Origin of the sequence: Lysinibacillus sp. GJ-1 (assembly GCF_021166035.1) — a bacterium.
Classification (GTDB): Bacteria; Bacillota; Bacilli; order Bacillales_A; family Planococcaceae; genus Lysinibacillus; species Lysinibacillus sphaericus.
In genome coordinates, this window is record NZ_CP088912.1 from 795,512 (window position 1) to 815,385 (window position 19,874).

The following is a 19,874-nucleotide window of genomic DNA, read 5'->3' on the forward strand; positions in this document are numbered from 1 at the left end:
GGAGCGGGGTTGCTTTGGAACATAAGGGCATATTATTAGAAAGTGGCACAAATGAGCTAGAAATCGTTGAATTTGAAGTAGCTAACAATAAATTTGGTATTAATGTTATTAAAGTAAAAGAAATTATTCAACCTATTCCAGTAACGTTTATTCCACACGCGCACCCGCATGTAGAGGGAATTATTCAATTAAGAGGCGAGGTATTACCGGTAGTAGATATGCTACGAGTACTAGGAATACAAAGCACAGAACGTAATCCGCAACAAAAATATATTGTTGCTGAGTTTAATAAACAACGAGTTGTTTTCCATGTCGATAATGTGACGCAAATTCACCGTATTTCATGGGATCAAATCGAAAAGCCTTCTGATATGTATCAGGGTGGGACTTCACAAGTAATCGGTGTTATTAAGCAAAATGAGCAAATGATTTTATTGCTAGATTTTGAGAAAATCATGGTTGATATTAACCCTGAATCGGGTATTAATGTAGAATCCGTGAAAAAGCTTGGTAAACGTGAACGTTCTGAAAAACGCATTTTAATTGCTGAAGATTCACCATTATTACGTAAATTATTATTTGATACGATGAAGGAAGCCGGTTATGAGAATGTAGAGTTCTTTGAAAATGGTCGTGATGCTTATGAATATTTAGATTCATTAGCGAAAAGTGGCAATAATGTTACAGAGCACATTCAATTAGTTGTAACAGATATTGAAATGCCACAAATGGATGGTCACCATCTTACACGAAAAATTAAAGAGCATCCTGATTTACAAAAGCTGCCGGTCATTATTTTCTCTAGTTTAATTACTGATGATCTTCGCCATAAAGGTGATCAAGTAGGTGCTGAGGACCAAATTAGTAAACCTGAAATTGCCGAACTAATTTTACGTGTCGATCAACTTATTTTATAAAGCTAGCGAAAAAGGAACTTCACAATACTAATAATTGGTATCCTGAAATATTAATACAAACGAAAGTCGGATACCTTTTTGGTTCCGACTTTTTTTGTATAATGAGGATGCTTTTAACACAAAATAAAAAGACCACCACCTATTGTCCTGTGAAGGAAGTGAATTATTTGGATGAATTAAAAACGGCCATTATTGATATCGGCTCGAATACAATACGATTGGTACTATATCAGTATGATAATGAAGAAGGTCTTCGAGAACTGGGAAATATAAAAACGGTTGCGCGTTTACGAACATATTTGCAACCGTCAGGAGCCATGTCCGAAGAAGGTATTCGAGTACTAACAGAAACGTTGTTAACATTTAAAGCAATGCTTGATGATTTTGAAATTGTCGATGTGAAAGCAGCTGCAACAGCCGCCATTCGTCAAGCGACGAATAGAGACCAGATTATTGCTTTAATGAAGGAGAAAACGGGCGTACAGATTGAGCTTTTGTCTGAAGAGGAAGAGGCGTATTTCGGTTATGTTGCTGTAGCCCATTCAATCGGTACTCTGTCTGCTGTAACGATTGACATGGGGGGAGGAAGTACAGAAATAACATTATTTAAAAATAAGGAACTAGTTGAATCATTTAGTTTTCCTTTTGGAACGGTGTCATTAAAGCAACGTTTCGTAAAGGGTGACATTATGAATAGTGGTGAGAAGAAAGAACTGGTTGCTTTTGTTAAGGAGCAGTTCAAATCACTACCTTGGATTCAACAAGTGGGATTACCGATTATTGCAATTGGTGGCAGTGCGAGAAATATCGCGCAAGTTCATCAGCAACGACAGCAATATCCTATTGCGAGTGTGCATGGCTATGAAATATCTAAAGAAGATTTAGATCAGCTTGGTGCGTTTTTAGGAAATTTAAGTTTTCAAGAACTAAAACATTTGGATGGGTTATCAACGGATCGTGCTGATATTATTGTACCCGCATTAGAAGTGTTCCGCGTACTTATGGATATTGTAGGTAGTGAGGTCTTCCAGTTAACGAAAAAAGGTTTACGGGAAGGGCTGATTATCCATCGTATTTTACAAGAAGATGAAGATGCTTTTGACAAATATAATGTCTTTGAGGGAAACGCTAGAAAATTAGCTCGACAATATGGACGTTCAGAGGGAGAAGTTGATTATTTAATGCATTTAGCAGATCAACTTTATCGTGCGTGTTGCCATTTGAATTATTTACAATTTGATGAAAATGATTTGCAGTTACTAAGAAAGGCAGCAAAGATTTTTAATATTGGAGAATATATTGAGTTAAGCTCCGCTAGTCAACATACGTTTTATTTAATTGCCAATCAATCAATTGATGGTTTGAATCATAAAGAGCGTCTAAAATTAGCACTTTTAGCTTCATATAAAAATAAAGATTATTTTGAACGATTTGCGGCTCCTTTTACCGAATGGATGAGTCGTGAAGAGTATCGCAAAATGCGTGAATTCGGCACGTTGTTAAAATTTGTCTATGCATTAAATGTTTCAAAAAGAAATATTGTACATGCGATTGAAATGCAACCTTTAGACAATTATGTTCAGCTTAACGTATACGTCAAAAAAAATGCTGCTGCTGAAAAATATCAAGCAAATCGGCATAAGAAACATCTAGAACGTGCTCTAAAGATACCAATAAAAGTAAACTTCATTGAAGAAGGGTGGAACCAAGATGACAACAGAAGTAACAAACAATCGATTACATGAAGAAGAATTTTCAGAATCACATAGCCGTTTACTAGAAGAAATAGCAAAACCTCAATATTATAATAACCGCGAACTAAGCTGGTTAGCGTTTAATGAACGTGTATTAGAAGAAGCAGAGGATATCAATAATCCTCTGCTAGAACGCCTGAAGTTTTTAGCGATTTTTAGCTCCAATTTAGATGAATTTTTCATGGTGCGTGTGGCAGGACTTCAGGACCAAGTGCGTGCAGGCTTCCATAAGGCTGAGAATAAGTCAGGCTTAACACCAAAAGAACAATTAGCGAAAATTGCTGAACGTACGCAAGCTTTAGTGCGCAGACAAACAGAAGTATATCGTCACTTAATCTACGATTTACTACCACAGCACAATGTACATATTGCAGACATGAAAGATTTAAATAGTACGCAAAAGGCGTTTATCAATGAAATGTTTGCTGAAACCATTTTCCCAGTTTTAACACCTGTAGCAGTAGATGCTTATCGACCATTTCCAACCTTGCTTGGTAAAACATTAAATATACTTGTCCTATTGGAACAAGATGAGACAGATTTAGAAAGCCGTGAAAAGGTTGCCATAGTGCAAGTACCATCTGTTTTGGATCGCTATATTAAAGTGCCTTCTGCTGAGGGTGAGACAGTGATTGTTCTACTTGAAGATGTTATTGTCGCTCATATCGAAAAGCTTTTCTATGGCTACAGTGTGAAATCGGCACAGGCTTTCCGTCTAACACGTAATGCAGATTTAACGATTCATGAGGAAGGTGCCCGTGATTTACTGGTAGAAATTGAAAAAGAGCTTAAAAAACGTAAATGGGGTGTCGGCAGCCGCCTAGAAGTACGTGTAGGGGAAATGAATGATGAGGTACTTGCATACTTACTAGAAGAATTTGAAATCGAGGAGACAGATGTTTTTCATATTGACGGTCCACTCGATTTAACATTTATGTTCTCATTTGTAAAAGGTATAGCTGTTGGACGGGAGCATTTAGAGTATGAAAGCTTTATTCCACAGCCACCTTTAGATTTACAGTCAGATGAAAATATTTTTGAAAAAGCATTGCAACAGGACATTTTTTTCCATCATCCATATGAATCATTTGCACCGATAGTGGACTTTATTTCAGAGGCTGCTGTTAATCCGAATGTACTGGCAATCAAGCAAACACTATATCGAGTTAGTGGGAATTCTCCAATTATACAAGCATTAAAACTCGCAGCTGAAAACGGTAAACAAGTGACTGTTTTAGTAGAGTTAAAAGCACGTTTTGATGAAGAAAATAATGTGCATTGGGCAAAACAACTAGAGCAAGCAGGCTGTCTTGTTATTTATGGTATGAATAATTTAAAAACGCATTCCAAAATAACATTAGTTGTAAGTCGTCGTAATGGCAAGATTGAACGTTTTGTTCATCTTGGAACAGGAAATTATAATGATGCAACTGCAAAAATTTATACAGATATGGGCATCATAACATCAGACAAGGAATTTGGAATTGATGCCACGAACTTTTTTAATTATTTAAGCGGCTATACGGAAAAACCTACATTTAATCATTTAGTCGTTGCACCATTTGATATTCGCGATGAATTTATTCGTTTAATGGATGAGGAAATAAGCTGTCATAAGAAATACGGAAATGGATTTATTCGTGCCAAAATGAATTCATTGACGGATAAGGATTTAATGATGAAGCTTTACGAAGCATCTATTGCTGGTGTAAAAGTCGAGCTTATTATACGGGGGATTTGCTGCATACGCCCAGGTATTCCAGGCATTAGCGAAAATATAACCGTTACAAGTATTGTTGGCAGGTTCCTTGAACATTCACGCATCTATTGGTTCCATCATAATGGTGAGAATAAGGTTTACTTATCCTCAGCAGATATGATGACCCGGAATATGATTAAACGCGTTGAAATTCTTTTCCCTGTCTATTCAATTGAAGCAAAAGCTCGTATTATGGATATTATGAATAAACAACTTGAGGATACAGCAAAGGCTCGTATCCAAGATTCCAATGGGAAATATCATTACAAAGAATTTGATCGCAGCGAAGACCCTATTAATAGTCAGGAAATTTTCTTAAAGGATGCTCTAAAGCCTACGCTAGATGAGGAATAAATAATAAGCGTCTTAGACGACTAGAGTAAACACGCTACCTAGAGAGGGATATAATGAAAAAATATAGAAAGAATGTAGCGCAATTCACAAACTATCGACAGTTGGCACTGCTTAATCCGTTCGATGCAGTAGTATGCTTAAAACAAGCTGATGATGGGGATTTTGAAATCGTTTATTATAACGACAAACTACCATTAGCTATAGCGTTGCAGGATGAGAAAGCAACGACAGCAAAGCAATTTTTTAACAAGCAATGTTGGCAACAATTATGGAAGATAATACAACAGGAATTTAACATTGCTCGTAAGATTGCGCTTTATTCAGAGACTGAGCAAATGCAAAAATCGTTTGCCGTAAGTGTACAGCAAATAGAGCCATCTATAATAGCTGTTATTTTACGTGAGGAACAGCGTGATACGAAGCCATATTTGCAATTTGTTGAACAACATGTATGTCCAATATTAACGACTGATTTACAAGGTCGTATTGTTCATCAAAATGTTACCGCTACGTCTTTATTGTCGAGAGAACATCACAGCCTTATAGGACTTGATATTTTTTCATTATTAGAGTGTAACTATGTAAACGAAGTCCAATTATTATTTGCTAAAACGATTGAAGGCGCTACATTGGATATGCCAAAATGTTTATTTAAGGGTAACCTACTAAGTAATGAACCATTTTATTTGCGTACACATCCAACATATTTTAATGGTGAAATAATTGGGGTACATTTTTTCGTTAGAGACGCGAACTTATTTAAGAGTTATCATGATTCCTTTTACTATTTAGCCTTAACGGATGAATTGACTGGTATTTGGAATCGAAAAGCTATTAAAGAGCATTGGCTACAACATTTGAATGATAAGCAAAGTGAACATCAACAAGCAACCATTCTTTTAGTCGATATTGACCGTTTTAAAAAATTTAATGAGTCTCTTGGTGAAAGTAAGGGTGACGAACTTTTGCGAATGTTTTGTCATAGGATTCGTGAATTTTGTTACGCGCAATGCTCGCTCTATCGCTATAATAGTGATGAATTTATTTTTATTTTAAAAGATGCCACTATAGACAAAATAGAGCAATTGGCGAATGCCATTTTAGATTCGTTAAAACAGCCATTTATGATTGATGATCAGGAGTATTTTATTAGTGTTTCCATTGGTATTTCTTTAAGCCCAGCAGATGGTAAGGATTTGGAGACTCTCGTACGAAAGGCCGATCAAGCTTTATTCTCTGCTAAAGAGCACGGACGTTCACATTACCGCTATTATCGTGAAGATATGACAAATGTTTTTCCAAATGAGGCATTGATGGAGGCACATTTAAGACGGGCCATTGAATTTAATGAACTAAGTATTCATCTACAACCACAGATGAATTTAAACGATAATAGCATTAATAGCTTTGAGGCGTTATTACGATGGAATAATCGGAAATTTGGCTTTGTATCCCCTGCACAGTTTATACCGATTGCTGAAGCAACAGGCTTAATTGTAGAAATTGGTGATTGGATTATTAATGAAGTTTGTCGCTATCAAAAGGAATGGCGTGCCAAGGGCTATCGTCCAGTCAGGATTGCCATCAATATATCGCCCAAACAATTTAGAAAAGAAAATTTTGCTCGTAAAATTAAAGCAACGTTGAAAAAATATAATGTAGCGCCACATTTAATTGAAGTGGAAATTACCGAAAGCTCCATGACGAATGTGCATGAAACATTTTCAATTTTAACGGAGTTAAAGCAGCTAGGTGTTTATGTGTCGGTGGATGATTTTGGTACGGGCTATTCTTCACTTAGCTATTTGAAACGTTATCCAATCGATATCATTAAAATTGACCAATCGTTTATTGCGGATATCGAAAAGGATGATAAAAATGAGGCAATTATTAAAGCCATCATTTCGATGTCTCATAATTTAGGGCTTGAAGTAATTGCAGAAGGAATAGAGGAGCCATCACAAGTAGCGTTTTTAAAGCGTCATCGCTGTCAAAAAGGACAAGGGTACTTATATAATAAACCATTACCTGTTGAAACGATTGTGGCCCAATATTTTGTAGGATAATAAAGCAAGTTATCGCGAAGATGAGCGTTTATCTGCATGGTAGAAATACTTGAGCGGAGTGGAGAGAAATACCCGCGTAGCAGAGTGAAATACCCGCAGAGCAGAGCGAAATATCCGCGAAGCAGAGTGATACCCGAGAAGCAGAGTGATACCCGCGAAACGGAGTGAAATACCCGCGGAGCAAAGTGAAATATCCGCGAAGCAGAGTGAAATACCCGCGAAGCAGAGTGATACCCGCGAAACGGAGTGGAATACCCGCGGAGCAGAGCGAAATACCCGCGAAACGGAGTGAAATATCCGCGAAGCAGAGTGATACCCTCGGAGCAGAGTGATATCCGCGAAGCAGAGTGAAATATCCGCGGAGCAGAGCGAAATACCCGCGGAGCAAAGTGAAATACCCGGGGAGCAGAGCGAAATACCCGCGAAGCAGAGCGAAATACCCGCGGAGCAAAGTGAAATATCCGCGGAGCAAAGTGAAATACCCGCGGAGCAAAGTGAAATACCCGCGAAGCAGAGCGAAATATCCGCGAAACGGAGTGAAATACCCGCGTAGCAAAGTGAAATACCCGCGAAGCAGAGTGAAATACCCGCGGAGCAAGGTGAAATACCCGCGGAGCAAAGTGGAATACCCGCGGAGCAAAGTGGAATACCCGCGAAGCAGAGAGATACCCGCGGAGTAGAGAGAAATACCCGCGAAACGGAGTGAAATACCCGCGAAGCAGAGAGATACCCGCGGAGCGGAGTGAAATACCCGCGGAGCAAGGTGAAATACCCGCGGAGCAAAGTGAAATACCCGCGAAACGGAGTGAAATACCCGCGAAACGGAGTGAAATACCCGCGAAGCAGAGAGATACCCGCGGAGCGGAGTGAAATACCCGCGGAGCAAGGTGAAATACCCGCGGAGCAAAGTGAAATACCCGCGAAACGGAGTGAAATATCCGCGAAGCAGAGTGAAATACCCGCGGAGCAGAGTGAAATACCCGCGAAACGGAGTGAAATATCCGCGAAGCAGAGTGATACCCGCGAAACGGAGCGAAATACCCGCGGAGCAAAGTGAAATATCCGCGGAGCAGAGCGAAATACCCGCGAAGCAGAGTGATACCCGCGAAACGGAGTGAAACAGACAAAAGGCATCAAGAAAATCTTTTTCTTGATGCCTTTACTATTGCTTTTCTAAGCAAAGTAACTTATTTCTTTAATCCGTTTAAAACAACTGCTGTAAAATGTGCCATCTGTGCAACTAAATCAAATTCCTCATTATGAATTAACCAATCATAAACATTGGCTCTCATGCAACGCTGTATAATTTGTTGCATTTGTACCGCTTGTAAATCGTTAACAAACTCTCCTTGTTGAATACCCTCTTCAATATAAGTGTTAATAATTTGAAAGATTTTGCGCTGAGGACTAATTAAATAATGATTTTGTTCTACTTGATTCGTCATGGCAGCCGTATACACTGTTCTCAATAAATCTTTGCCAACCACGTTTGTTAAATACAACATTTGCTCCTTATAAAGCAAAAGAATTTTCTCACTTGCTGACAATGATTGATCAATATTTTTTTCGACAGTACTGTAAAAGCTATCAAGCTCCTCAAATTTTTCCAAAATAACATCGTATTTGGATGGGAAATGGGTATAGAAAGTGCCCTTGGAGACTTTACATGCTTTCGTAATTTGTTCAACAGATACATGTTCAAATCCATGTTTATTAAATAAATCTAAAGAAGTTTTCAGTAATTTTTCTCGAGTTTCTAATGCCTTTTTTTGGCGAGTAGTTAACGAATTCATGCCCATCTGCCTCCGTAATTAAAATATCCTATAATAATAATTGCAATATTTATTCAGAAAATAGAAAATTTTTTGATTGACGAGTGATATTATGTTTGTTTATTATTTAAATGACCACAGTCAGTGACCGCGGTCATTAAGAGTATCTCGTTATTAATGTTACGATAAAAACGTAAAGTTGGCTAGTGGATCAGTTAGCTTATTTACGCAATTCATGGGAAATGGGGGAGCTCAAATGAAAGACAAGTTAGGTTTTATCGGCTTAGGCAATATGGGGTTACCAATGTCCATTAATTTACTTCGTGCAGGTTATGAAGTGTATGGCTTTGACACGAATGCGAAAGCAATGGAGCAATTCATTGCAGAAGGTGGTATTGGTTTAGCAACATCGCAAGCCGTTGTAAAGCAAAGCGAAGTAATTATGACCAGCTTGCCAACACCACAAGTTGTTGAACATGTCTACACATCAGAAGATGGGATTTTGCAACATGCTAAGCAAGGAAGTTTACTAATAGACTTTAGCACTGTAAATCCTGAATTAAATGATTCGTTACATAAAAAGGCGCAATCATTAGGGTTACGTTATTTAGGAGCTCCGGTAAGTGGAGGTGTTATTGGTGCTATCAATGCCACGTTAACAATTATGATAGGTGGAGAAGAAAAGGATTACCAAAGTGGCGTTGGAATTTTCGAAATAGTAGGAAAAAATATTTTCCATCTTGGCACATCCCCGAGTGTAGGGACACGTATTAAATTACTCAACAATTTAATGATTGGCTTTTATACGCAAGCTGTTGCAGAAACGATTGTACTTGGAGAAAGTATGGGAGTGGCAGCAGATACGCTCTATGAAGTATTAAGTAATAGTTATGGTCAAAGTCGGATTTATGAGCGTAATTATTTAGAATACATGAAAAATGAAAATTATGAACCTGGCTTTTCTACGAATCTATTACTAAAAGATTTAAGATTGGCAAAAAATATGGCTGATGAAGCAGGTGTGCCCCTTCTAATTGGTGAACAACTGGTCAATCTGTACAATGATATATCAGCAGAAGGCTTTGGTGAAAACGACATGTCTGCTGCTTATTTAAGTCTCAAAGAAAAGTGCATGATGAAACAAAATTAAAGGAGGAAAACAGTTATGACAACAGCACAACAAGTAAAAACATTAACACATTTTATTGGTGGGGAAATGATTGAGGGAAAAAGTGGTCGTTACGGTTCAGTTTATAATCCTACAACAGGTGATGTTATTGCAAAAGTACCGCTAGCAACAGTAGAAGAGACACGTGAGGCAATTGTCAAAGCACAGGCCGCCTTTCCAAAATGGCGTGATACGTCAGTAGCTAAACGTGCAGAGGTAGTATTAAAATTTCGCAATCTAGTGACAGATAATATGGAAGAATTATTACAAATTATTTGTACGGAAAGTGGTAAAACGATTGATGATGCGAGAGGTGAAATTACACGAGGCTTAGAATCCGTCGATTTAGCAATTGGGGCTCCTCATTTAGTAAAGGGCGAATACTCTGTAAATGTTGGTGGTCAAATTAATGCCTACTCTGCTAAATATCCTCTAGGTGTGGTAGCGGCAATTTCGCCATTTAACTTCCCTATTATGGTGCCATTAGCGCAAACAAGTATGGCGATTGCTGTAGGGAACGCAGTTGTTTTAAAGGCTTCAGAGAGAGTACCAATGACCGCGTTATATGTAAGTGAGTTATGGAAAAAAGCTGGTTTACCAGATGGCATTTGGACAGTCGTAAATGGCGATAAAGATGCGGTTAATGAGCTATTAGAAAACCCAATTGTGCAAGCGATTTCATTTGTAGGTTCTACGCCTGTTGCTAAATATATTTATGAAACTGGCTCAAAATATGGGAAACGTGTCACTGCTTTAGGTGGTGGTAAAAATAATATGGTCGTAATGCCTGATGCAGACCTTGAGCAAGTGGCAAATGCATTTATTGGAGCTATATGGAGCAGCTTCTCAGCGTTGTATGGTACCATTTCAACAATCATGCCAGTGGGCGAAGAAACCGCAGATCGTTTAGTAGCCATCTTAAAAGAAAAAATTGCAGCATTAAAAGTAGGGTCTTATACGGAGAAAGATACTGATTTTGGCCCGGTTATTTCACAGCAATCAAAAGAAGCGATTCTTGCTGCAATTCATAAAGGAGAAGCAGAAGGGGCGACTGTTGTTTGTGATGGACGTGAGCTAGCGATTGTAAACGAATCAAAAGGCTTCTTTGTCGGTCCAACATTATTAGATCATGTAACACCAGGAATGGAAATTTATGAGCAAGAAGTATTTGGTCCTGCTCGCAATGTAGTGCGTGTTGATTCGTTAGAGGAGGCAATACAGCTAATTAACGAGCATGAGCTTGGTAATGGTGTTACAATTTTTACCAATGATGGACTTGCAGCACGTAAATTTACTACAGAAATTGATGTGGGGATGGTAGGGGTGAATGTACCAATTCCTATTCCAGTTGGTTACCATAACTTTGCAGGATTTAAAGGCTCTCGATTTGGAGAAGGGCATATGTTAGGCCCAGATCAGGCACGTTTCTTTACGAAAACAAAAACAATATCAGAGCGTTGGGTGACGAATACTGAAACAGCATCTACATTTGCATTTCCAAGTAATAATGATTAATGACATAGAGAGCCTTAACGTATGTTAAAGACCGCAGGCGGACGCTAAAAAAGTAATCGGTGCTAGCTAGCAGATAGTGTCCGTCTGTAGCCTAACATATTGTTTACACTGCTGTGTGTACAGAACGTTTTAAGAAGTAATGGAAGTCAAGTGACTAAGCGCAGAAACGATAGAAATGAAGGTATACAGGCACACCATATAGCAATATAAGATGTAACTCTATAGCACTTTCTAAAAGATAGGTGGGATGTGGATGTTAGCGTATATTGGGCTTTTTGGAAGTTTAGTACTACTAGTCTATTTAACAATGAGGGGTGTCAATTTACTAATTTCAGCACCATTAACTGCTTTAATTGCAGCTTTAACAAATGGTCTTGCTTTCTTCCCACAAACTGCAAATGACAATCAAGCTAATTTCTTAACAAGTTATATGGATGGATTTACGGGCTTCGTTGGTTCTTGGTATTTAATGTTCATGGCAGGTGCCATTTTTGGCAAGGTAATGGAAGATACAGGTGCTGCTGATAGTGTTTCAAAATGGATTGTTGAAAAAATTGGGGTGAAGTATGCTACATATGCCGTAGTACTGGCAGCAGCTGTACTAACATATGGTGGTGTCTCAGTATTTATCGTAGCCTTCTCTGTTTATCCGATGGCGATTAGTTTATTTAAACAGGCGAATCTTCCAAGACGCTTTATTCCTGCGGCACTTGGTTTAGGTTCTGTAACGTTTACAATGACGTCAGCAGGCTCACCAGAAATCCAAAACTGGATTCCGATTCCCTATTTAGGAACAACGCCATATGCAGGTTGGCAGGTGAGTATTGTCGTTGCATTATTTATGGCGATCGGTGGAGCACTATGGTTGAATTGGATGATTAAACGGGCAGTGAAAAAAGGGGAGGTATTTATCGAACGTTCAACAGATCCTGTCGTTGACGAAACGCGTAAATTACCTAGTCCAATCTTAAGTTTAGTACCATTAGTAGTCGTTTTATTGATTTCGTTTATCTTCCATGACTCTCTTGGCACATCAGCTCTAATTGTTGCATTAACGAGCGGTTGTATTATGGCGTATTTAGTAAGCTATAAATATGCAAAATCAGTTAGTGCAACGTTAGCCGCAGGTGCAATGGGCGCTGTTGTAGCTATTGCAAATACAGCAGCAGTTGTAGGCTTTGGGGGCGTTGTAAAAGCTACACCATCATTTGTAGCAACTGTCGATGTGATGACAAATATCCCTGGCAATCCACTTATAGGGGGAGCTGTTGCAATCGCAGTAATAGCCGGTTTAACAGGTTCAGCTTCAGGTGGTCAAACAATTGCAATGCCACTATTAGCTCCTCACTATATTGATATGGGCGTTAATACGGAAGCATTACACCGCACAATAGCCATTGCATCTGGCTCGCTCGATTCATTACCACATGGTGGTTATGTAGTGACGACAATCAATTCTGTATGTAATGAAAAACATAAGGATGCCTATTTGCCTTTCGGTGCTTTAACCGTTGTTATACCAATTATTGGGACTATCGTGGCAATCGTATTATTCTCACTTGGAATGTAGGAGGGATAGCAATTGATGGAAGGTAAAACAGTATTTATAACGGGCTCTGCTCGTGGAATTGGCCTATCTATTGCTCAAGCATTTGCTGAACAAGGAGCGAATGTTGTTATTTCAGATATAAATGAGCAACGATTAGCTGAGGTGGTAGCACAAAATCCACACTTAACAGCCTATACATGTGATGTCACGGATGAACAAGCTATTAGTGAGGCGATTGCTTTCACAGTTAGTAAATTTAATAGCATTGATATTTTGATTAATAACGCAGGATTTCAACATGTATCTTACATCGAAGATTTCCCCACAGAAATCTTTGAACAAATGCAAAAAGTAATGCTTGTAGCGCCATTTATTACGATGAAATATGCCTTACCCCATATGAAGAAAAATAAATTTGGTCGCATTCTAAATATGGCATCGATAAACGGTGTTATTGGATTTGCTGGTAAAGCGGGTTATAACGCAGCAAAGCATGGCTTAATAGGATTAACAAAAGTCGCTGCACTTGAAGTAGCCAATGACGGTATTACGGTTAATGCCATCTGTCCAGGATATGTGGATACAGCATTAGTTCGTAATCAATTTACAGATTTAGCAAAGACACGTGGGATTCAAGTAGAAGAAGTGTTGGAGCAGGTGCTATATCCACTTGTCCCGCAAAAGCGCTTGCTTGATGTTTCAGAAATTACAGGGCTTGCACTTTATTTAGCAAGTGATGTGGCAAAAGGTTTAACAGGTCAGGCGATTGTATTAGATGGCGGTTATACTGCCCAATAATGGAGGAGCGATGCGTTATGATACAAACAAAAACAACTTTCACAGTAAATTCTCCTGCGACGATTGTTTATGGAAAAGATGCATTTGAAGAAGTAGGCGTATATGCCAAAAAACTAGGTTCGAAGGCACTTATCGTTAGCGATCCTATCATGGATGGATTAGGGTTTGTTAATCAGTGTAAGGCATTATTAACAGCGAATGGTTTGGAAGCGGTTTCATATTTAGGTGTAACAACTGAGCCAGTGGATACGTATGTAGCACAAGGTCTTAGTATTTTGCAAACAGAACAGTGTGATCTTATCATTTCTGTTGGGGGTGGAAGTTGTATCGATACAGCCAAAGCAATTGCAGTTGTAGCAACAAATGGTGGTTATATCGGCGATTATATGAAACTAGCGAAAATCGCCGAGCAATCACCTATCCCGCATATAGCTGTTCCAACAACAGCAGGCACAGGCTCTGAAGCAACAGATGCTACAGTGATTACCAACACGACGAATGATGTGAAAATGATGATAAAACAACCAGCTTTTATGCCACCAATTGCCATTGTCGATCCGATGCTAACGGTAACCTCTCCACCAGCCATTACAGCGGCGACGGGTATTGATGCATTAAGCCACGCAATTGAAAGTTATTTGTCTCGTTTAGCACATCCTTATTCGAATGTGCTTGCGTTGTCAGCAATGGACTTAATTATTCATAATATTTTGAAGGTCTACGAGCAAGGGGACGATATTGATGCGCGAGAGGCGATGTCTTTAGGCTCAATGCAGGCAGGACTGTCGTTTTCCAATGCATCAGTTGCTTTAGTACATGGGATGTCACGTCCTATCGGTGCACTTTTTCATGTGCCTCATGGTATTTCCAATGCGATGTTACTACCAGCGGTATTAGAATTTACCAAGGATGCATGCGTGGAGCGCCTAGCAGATATAGGAAAATTTTTCAACGCAAAAGGACAGTATAGTACCCAAGAGGAACTAGCGACTTTAGCTATCGACTCAATAAAAGAATTATGTAAAAAGATGAATATTGGCAATTTACAGCAATGGGGTATTGAGGAGGATGCATTTTATGCGGCAATTCCGAAAATGGCAATCGATGCAATGGCAAGTGGTAGTCCTGCCAATAACCCTAAAGTGCCAACACAGGATGAGTTAATGGAGCTGTACAAGGTTGCTTATCATTATGAGTTTTAAATAGTATGAGACAGAGTGCCTTCCATTAAGCAAAAGAGGAAGGCGCTTTTCATTTGAGATAATGTTGTTGAAAAATAAAAATGAGTTGAAATTTCATAAAATAAGACATCATCTTAATGCTTGTGCCATTATTAGGCACTGTTCCATACTTTAATATAAACTAATTCTAATATGTATCAGTTGATTATATATATGATTGACACATATACTTGTATAAAATATAATTACCTTATGGATAATAAAAATAATAATACGCAATATCTTAAAGGTTTATTTGAAATTGCTATTTTAATGATGCTACAGAAAAAAACGATGTATGGCTATGAATTGACGAAAGAATTGAAAGAGAGCAAGTGTTTTTCGATTTCAGATGGTTCAATTTATCCAATATTAAAACGATTGACGGCGAATGATTATGTGGATGTATTTTCAGAAGAATACGAAGGAAGAATTAGAAAGTATTACCGTATTACAGATTTAGGAAAAGCATTAGTAGAAAATAGACTGAAGGAGTTAGAAACAATATTAAACTATTTTGAAGAAATTAAGGGGGTGGATTAGTCGTGGATAATCACAAGATAAATGACTATATACGTCAACTGGAAATGGAGTTAGAGCCATTACCAAAAAAGGATAGAGATAATCATGTCATGGAAGTAAAAGATCATTTATTGCAGTCCGTAACGAATGGCAAATCAGTGGACGAGGTATTAAAAAGCTTTCTTTTACCTAACGAATTAGCTAAGGAAATTAAAGCTGAGTATCAATACTTGTATAGTGCACCTTCTGCTGAAAATCTGCCTCCTATCAAACAAAAGAGTAGCAAAAAGATATGGATTATATTGTCTGTTTTAGTAGTGGTCATTATTTTCCCTGTTTTTTTAGCGATTGCTGTATTTATAGCAAATGTATCAGATAAACCTACTGACACAAATGGAATTGTTGAGTATGAAGAAATCAGAAATTAATAAATAAAAACGAATTATTTAACATTGGGGAATGCTAAATAATTCGTTTTTATTTGTCTTGAGTTTGTTGTTTGAACGATTCGATTACATGGAAAAATCATAATAACACTAAAATGACCAAGAGCGTCAAGTTAGTCTTTTTGTTTTCATAGGTTGATATTCTGAAAAATACAGATATCCACAAATAGTAGAATTAATATGACATTTACGAGAAAATATAGTAAAATAAAATGAATGGTTATTCATTTTTCTTAAAGGGGGAAGTACGATGTTGCAGGGGAAAACGATTATTATTACAGGTGGTTCAAGTGGTATGGGGCTTTATATGGCGAAGCAATTCGTTGCTGAAGGAGCAAACGTTGTAATTGTAGGGCGTAACGAAGAGCGATTAGCGGAGGCAAAAGAGTTTATATTAGCAGCAGGCAATACAATCGAAACATTCCAGATGGATGTTCGTATACCAGAACAGGCGCAGGCAATGGTGGCGTTTGCAGTTGAAAAATTTGGTCGAGTGGATGGACTTGTCAATAATGCTGCTGGTAATTTTATTGTGCGTGCAGAAGATTTGTCGCCAAATGGTTGGAAAGCAGTTGTGGATATCGTTTTAAATGGTACGTTTTATTGTTCTTCTGCTGTCGGTAAATATTGGATTGACCAAAAAATTAACGGATCGATTATTAATATGGTGGCGACCTATGCTTGGAATGCAGGTGCTGGTGTAATACATTCGGCGGCTGCAAAAGCTGGTGTATTATCAATGACAAGAACGTTAGCTGTTGAATGGGGCAAACGTTATGGTATACGTGTCAATGCCATTGCGCCAGGGCCAATTGAACGAACGGGTGGAGCAGCAAAACTTTGGGAATCAGAAGCAGCAGCAGCTCGTACACTTGATGCTGTACCACTTGGACGCATCGGTACACCAGAAGAAATAGCGGATTTAGCAACTTTTATGATGTCGGATAAAGCCAGCTATATGAATGGTGAATGTGTCACTTTAGATGGAGGACAGTGGTTAAATCAGTATCCTTTTTAGCATTATCTAGGCTGTCAATGTAGTTAAGTGACTTTTTCCTTGTTGAAATTCATTGCATAATGAGGAGCGGTGTTGATACATACTAAGGGCAAAGAAAGGAGTTTTGCCTATGAGTATGTGGTTGATACCGTCTCTTATTGCAATCACAATCATTTCGGTTATTTCATTTGTTTCGACTATGAAAATTGCCAAAATGACGTCAGAGCGGAAATCAGAAAAGGATACACCGATTTCAGAAACAGTCGAAGAATATGCAACGATGCTAAATCCAATTGTTTGGGTGTACATCATCTTTTTACTTTTTTTAGGAATAATGATTTTTTACTACTGGACTAAGACAGGGTATTAATCAGATTTCAACGAAGTATCACATTTGCCTTGGTTTATGTGATACTTCGTTTTGACATTTGTAAAGATTATGTTCCCACAAACTTTAAATATTATAAGAAAATTTTTTGTTATTGTGTTGTCGTTTTTACAAAGCTATTAAATACTCCTTCTTCCTCGACGAAGGGATTATGACTACTTTCTTCAAAGATTGTTAAGTAAGCATTTGGTATACGAGAGGCAATTTCTTCAGAAAAAACTAAAGGGCATTGCGTGTCATATTTGCCACAATAAATATAAGTAGGCAATTTTATTGTTTTTAAACTTTCAGTGAGATCAAAGTTCTTTAGTTCAGTAGATATAAAGTAATCTAATCTTTTGTTTACTACCTTTCCGCTATTAGGTCTTGCCATGATTTTGTCATAGTGTTCTTTTTTATAAATGGACATGAGGTTCCATTCTTTATTTAAAGCTCTTCTTTCTTCAAGACTTTTTGTCGGATCTTTAAGCAGTTTTAAAATTTCTAATAGCCTCGAATTATTCGGATTACTTTTACAGTAAATGCTATCAGGATGCGACATATAATGCGGAGATGCGGATAAACCACCTATTATTATTTTTTTCAAAGAATTAGGATGCATCAATGCATAATTTAACCCCAGCATGCCACCTGTAGAGTGTCCAGCAAAACTCCATTGTGCAAAGCCTAATGCACTTCTAATAGCTTCTAAATCTTGGACACTATTTTTAAAACTGAAATCATCGTGTACTGTTGAATCACTTGAGTTTCCACAGCCCCTTAAGTTTATTAAATAGACTGTATAGTGTGTAGTAAAAGGTGCAGCGAAAATATTGCCATTACTATTAAACGCTGTATATTGATGTGTTATACAGAGTGGCTCACCTTTTCCCATTTTAAAATACTCGAAGTTTCCGCGAGGAGTTTCAACCATATTTTGCGTCCACATAAAATACCTCCAATGTTTTTTATTTCATTATAGCAATACAAAAATGTAAAAAATTAGTTTTTACAACTGTGCAAAGATTTTATAGTCGGTCTTTTGCATTAACTTTAGAAAAACGGGGAAAATAAATTGATATTTCATATTGTCTAAAACAGAAATATCCATAATATACATTGTTTATGAAAAACTCTTCTTGACCTTGTCGTGGTCATAGTCGGAAACATTGTGATATGATAAAAGAGAAGGATCCTGTTCTGCAAAGCAAGGACAGAAAAGGAGAAGAAGTTCATGATTTCAACTAACAGCAAAGACTTATTAGCAATGCCAATTAGTGATTTTATTATTTCATCCGAAAAGGTTGCACATGTACAAAGTGGTAATAGTGCCGAGCATGCACTGCTTGTACTGACACGTACAGGGTACTCGTCCATACCTGTATTAGATTTGAAATATCGCCTTCAAGGTTTATTGAGCATGAAAATGATTACAGAATCTATTCTAGGTCTCGAACATATTGAATATGAAAAATTACCAAATATTAAAGTAGATACAATAATGGAAAAAGATATAGCCGTTCTAAAGATGACGGATACTTTCCAACGAGCTTTAGATTTGGTTATTAACCATGCGTTTTTATGTGTAATAGATGAAGATGGTACATTTGCAGGGATTTTAACAAGACGCGTTATTTTAAAACAGTTGAAAAAATATATCTATCAAAAAGAGAAGTAGTGTAAGAGGGGACTCAGGTGCAACATCTTGAGGTCCCCCTTTACTTGTATTGGAGGTTTAGGTGATTGATGGCAACAGAGGCAGAAATTTTGAAAGTTTTAGCTGAGGAACGCAATATGCGTAAAGCAGCGGAGCGGTTGTTTTTATCGCAACCTGCACTTTCACAACGGTTGCAATCGATTGAAAAAGATTGGGGTGCACAGCTGTTTATTCGTTCGCAAAAGGGGCTTACAGCAACCCCAGCAGGAGAACACGTTATAGCGTATGCAACAGATATGCTTGCTAAAAAAGAAGAAATCTTTGAAATGATTCAATCGTTAACAACAAAAGTAAATGGGACATTGAAAATTGCTTGTGCTTCCATTGTCGGGCAAAACTGGCTTCCTAAAATAATAAAAGATTTTGTAACAAAATATCCAGAAGCTAAAATATCACTTATGACTGGTTGGAGCTCGGAAATTGTCAAAGCTTTATATGAGGGCGAGGCCCATATTGGCATTGTGCGTGGGCAGGTTGATTGGAAAGGTGAAAAGATTCATCTTTTCCGCGATACGTTGTACTTAGTAGATCGGGAGTTAAAAACGATTGAAGATGTGCTGACAACTGATCGCCCATTTATTCAATTTAAAAGTGATTCCAATTACTATCAGGAAATACAGCAATGGTGGCAACAGCATTTTGCTTCAAATCCTAGAAGACAAATTTTAGTAGACCAAATTGAAATATGTAAGCAAATGGCGTTAAATGGCATAGGTTATGCCATACTACCGTCCATCACGCTAAATGAGCATGATGGGGTTAATAAAATTGCGCTAACTAACAATGAAAAAGAATTTGGTTTAACACGAGATACATGGTTAATAGGCTATGAGTCTTCCTTTGAATTACGCCAAGTAGAAGCATTTGTAGAGGTTGTACAAGATCATGCCCGATGCCTGTTTGACTATACAAATTAAATATTTTCATGCTAAAGTGGCTTCGGATTAAAGAGT

The 19,874-nt window shown here is 37.9% G+C and carries 17 protein-coding genes; 15 read left to right on the top strand and 2 right to left on the bottom strand.

Going from position 1 to position 19,874, the window contains the following annotated elements; translation table 11 throughout:
- Positions 1-14 precede the first annotated feature (14 nt).
- From LO754_RS03655 to LO754_RS03670, 4 genes are all read left to right on the top strand, one after another.
- Positions 15-917: a chemotaxis protein gene (locus LO754_RS03655; protein WP_024362255.1), complete on the top strand. Its 903-nt coding sequence runs from the start codon at positions 15-17 to the stop codon at positions 915-917.
- 167 nt (positions 918-1,084) lie between these two features.
- The gene (locus tag LO754_RS03660) at positions 1,085-2,662 is read left to right on the top strand and encodes a Ppx/GppA phosphatase family protein (RefSeq protein WP_231785635.1); all 1,578 of its coding nucleotides are present in this window, start codon (positions 1,085-1,087) and stop codon (positions 2,660-2,662) included.
- Entirely contained in the window at positions 2,628-4,784 is a 2,157-nt protein-coding gene (locus tag LO754_RS03665; protein WP_024362253.1) for an RNA degradosome polyphosphate kinase, read from the top strand. The genes LO754_RS03660 and LO754_RS03665 overlap by 35 nt, the downstream gene beginning before the upstream one ends.
- A gap of 53 nt (positions 4,785-4,837) precedes the next feature.
- The gene (locus LO754_RS03670; RefSeq protein ID WP_231785636.1) at positions 4,838-6,850 is read left to right on the top strand and encodes an EAL domain-containing protein; all 2,013 of its coding nucleotides are present in this window, start codon (positions 4,838-4,840) and stop codon (positions 6,848-6,850) included.
- Between the two features lie 1,187 nt (positions 6,851-8,037).
- Here the strand turns inward: LO754_RS03670 and LO754_RS03675 are convergent.
- A complete protein-coding gene (locus LO754_RS03675) occupies positions 8,038-8,643 on the bottom strand; it encodes a TetR/AcrR family transcriptional regulator (RefSeq protein ID WP_024362250.1) in 606 nt (201 codons plus the stop codon).
- A 235-nt stretch (positions 8,644-8,878) separates the two neighbouring features.
- On the opposite strand from LO754_RS03675, the gene LO754_RS03680 reads away from it, so the two are divergent.
- The 9 genes from LO754_RS03680 (at position 8,879) to LO754_RS03720 (ending at position 17,207) form a co-directional block, all read left to right on the top strand.
- Positions 8,879-9,772 carry an NAD(P)-dependent oxidoreductase gene (locus tag LO754_RS03680; RefSeq protein WP_231785637.1) on the top strand — a complete coding sequence of 298 codons (894 nt, stop codon included), beginning with the start codon at positions 8,879-8,881 and terminating at the stop codon, positions 9,770-9,772.
- A 15-nt stretch (positions 9,773-9,787) separates the two neighbouring features.
- On the top strand, positions 9,788-11,305 hold the full coding sequence (locus tag LO754_RS03685) for a CoA-acylating methylmalonate-semialdehyde dehydrogenase (RefSeq protein ID WP_231785638.1): 1,518 nt from the start codon (positions 9,788-9,790) through the stop codon (positions 11,303-11,305).
- 253 nt (positions 11,306-11,558) lie between these two features.
- Positions 11,559-12,875, top strand: a complete 1,317-nt coding sequence (locus LO754_RS03690; RefSeq protein WP_231785639.1) for a GntP family permease — start codon at positions 11,559-11,561, stop codon at positions 12,873-12,875.
- Positions 12,876-12,890: 15 nt separating this feature from the next.
- Positions 12,891-13,652 carry a 3-hydroxybutyrate dehydrogenase gene (locus LO754_RS03695; protein WP_038509450.1) on the top strand — a complete coding sequence of 254 codons (762 nt, stop codon included), beginning with the start codon at positions 12,891-12,893 and terminating at the stop codon, positions 13,650-13,652.
- A 17-nt stretch (positions 13,653-13,669) separates the two neighbouring features.
- Entirely contained in the window at positions 13,670-14,854 is a 1,185-nt protein-coding gene (locus tag LO754_RS03700; protein WP_024362245.1) for an iron-containing alcohol dehydrogenase, read from the top strand.
- 192 nt (positions 14,855-15,046) lie between these two features.
- Positions 15,047-15,415 carry a PadR family transcriptional regulator gene (locus LO754_RS03705; protein ID WP_051147720.1) on the top strand — a complete coding sequence of 123 codons (369 nt, stop codon included), beginning with the start codon at positions 15,047-15,049 and terminating at the stop codon, positions 15,413-15,415.
- Positions 15,416-15,417: 2 nt separating this feature from the next.
- Positions 15,418-15,822 carry a DUF1700 domain-containing protein gene (locus LO754_RS03710; RefSeq protein ID WP_024362243.1) on the top strand — a complete coding sequence of 135 codons (405 nt, stop codon included), beginning with the start codon at positions 15,418-15,420 and terminating at the stop codon, positions 15,820-15,822.
- A 268-nt stretch (positions 15,823-16,090) separates the two neighbouring features.
- Entirely contained in the window at positions 16,091-16,858 is a 768-nt protein-coding gene (gene fadH / locus LO754_RS03715; protein WP_025218714.1) for a 2,4-dienoyl-CoA reductase, read from the top strand.
- A gap of 109 nt (positions 16,859-16,967) precedes the next feature.
- Positions 16,968-17,207 carry a hypothetical protein gene (locus tag LO754_RS03720; protein WP_024362241.1) on the top strand — a complete coding sequence of 80 codons (240 nt, stop codon included), beginning with the start codon at positions 16,968-16,970 and terminating at the stop codon, positions 17,205-17,207.
- A 109-nt stretch (positions 17,208-17,316) separates the two neighbouring features.
- Here LO754_RS03720 and LO754_RS03725 read toward each other — a convergent pair whose 3' ends face one another.
- On the bottom strand, positions 17,317-18,153 hold the full coding sequence (locus tag LO754_RS03725) for an alpha/beta fold hydrolase (RefSeq protein WP_231785640.1): 837 nt from the start codon (positions 18,151-18,153) through the stop codon (positions 17,317-17,319).
- A 285-nt stretch (positions 18,154-18,438) separates the two neighbouring features.
- Here LO754_RS03725 and cbpB point away from each other — a divergent pair, with 285 nt between their 5' ends.
- The gene (gene cbpB / locus LO754_RS03730; RefSeq protein WP_024362239.1) at positions 18,439-18,882 is read left to right on the top strand and encodes a cyclic-di-AMP-binding protein CbpB; all 444 of its coding nucleotides are present in this window, start codon (positions 18,439-18,441) and stop codon (positions 18,880-18,882) included.
- Between the two features lie 68 nt (positions 18,883-18,950).
- Complete coding sequence (gene ccpC, locus LO754_RS03735; protein ID WP_024362238.1) at positions 18,951-19,838, top strand: transcriptional regulator CcpC; 888 nt, start codon at positions 18,951-18,953, stop codon at positions 19,836-19,838.
- Positions 19,839-19,874 lie beyond the last annotated feature (36 nt).

What these genes read in the sequence shown, in the direction of transcription:
- LO754_RS03695 (WP_038509450.1), top strand. Translation starts at nt 12,891, where the DNA reads ATGGAAGGTAAAACAGTATTTATAACGGGCTCTGCTCGTGGAATTGGC.
- cbpB (WP_024362239.1), top strand. Translation starts at nt 18,439, where the DNA reads ATGATTTCAACTAACAGCAAAGACTTATTAGCAATGCCAATTAGTGAT.
- ccpC (WP_024362238.1), top strand. Translation starts at nt 18,951, where the DNA reads ATGGCAACAGAGGCAGAAATTTTGAAAGTTTTAGCTGAGGAACGCAAT.
- LO754_RS03685 (WP_231785638.1), top strand. Translation starts at nt 9,788, where the DNA reads ATGACAACAGCACAACAAGTAAAAACATTAACACATTTTATTGGTGGG.
- LO754_RS03705 (WP_051147720.1), top strand. Translation starts at nt 15,047, where the DNA reads ATGATTGACACATATACTTGTATAAAATATAATTACCTTATGGATAAT.
- fadH (WP_025218714.1), top strand. Translation starts at nt 16,091, where the DNA reads ATGTTGCAGGGGAAAACGATTATTATTACAGGTGGTTCAAGTGGTATG.
- LO754_RS03665 (WP_024362253.1), top strand. Translation starts at nt 2,628, where the DNA reads ATGACAACAGAAGTAACAAACAATCGATTACATGAAGAAGAATTTTCA.
- LO754_RS03680 (WP_231785637.1), top strand. Translation starts at nt 8,879, where the DNA reads ATGAAAGACAAGTTAGGTTTTATCGGCTTAGGCAATATGGGGTTACCA.
- LO754_RS03670 (WP_231785636.1), top strand. Translation starts at nt 4,838, where the DNA reads ATGAAAAAATATAGAAAGAATGTAGCGCAATTCACAAACTATCGACAG.
- LO754_RS03720 (WP_024362241.1), top strand. Translation starts at nt 16,968, where the DNA reads ATGAGTATGTGGTTGATACCGTCTCTTATTGCAATCACAATCATTTCG.
- LO754_RS03725 (WP_231785640.1), bottom strand. Translation starts at nt 18,153, where the DNA reads ATGTGGACGCAAAATATGGTTGAAACTCCTCGCGGAAACTTCGAGTAT.
- LO754_RS03675 (WP_024362250.1), bottom strand. Translation starts at nt 8,643, where the DNA reads ATGAATTCGTTAACTACTCGCCAAAAAAAGGCATTAGAAACTCGAGAA.
- LO754_RS03690 (WP_231785639.1), top strand. Translation starts at nt 11,559, where the DNA reads ATGTTAGCGTATATTGGGCTTTTTGGAAGTTTAGTACTACTAGTCTAT.
- LO754_RS03700 (WP_024362245.1), top strand. Translation starts at nt 13,670, where the DNA reads ATGATACAAACAAAAACAACTTTCACAGTAAATTCTCCTGCGACGATT.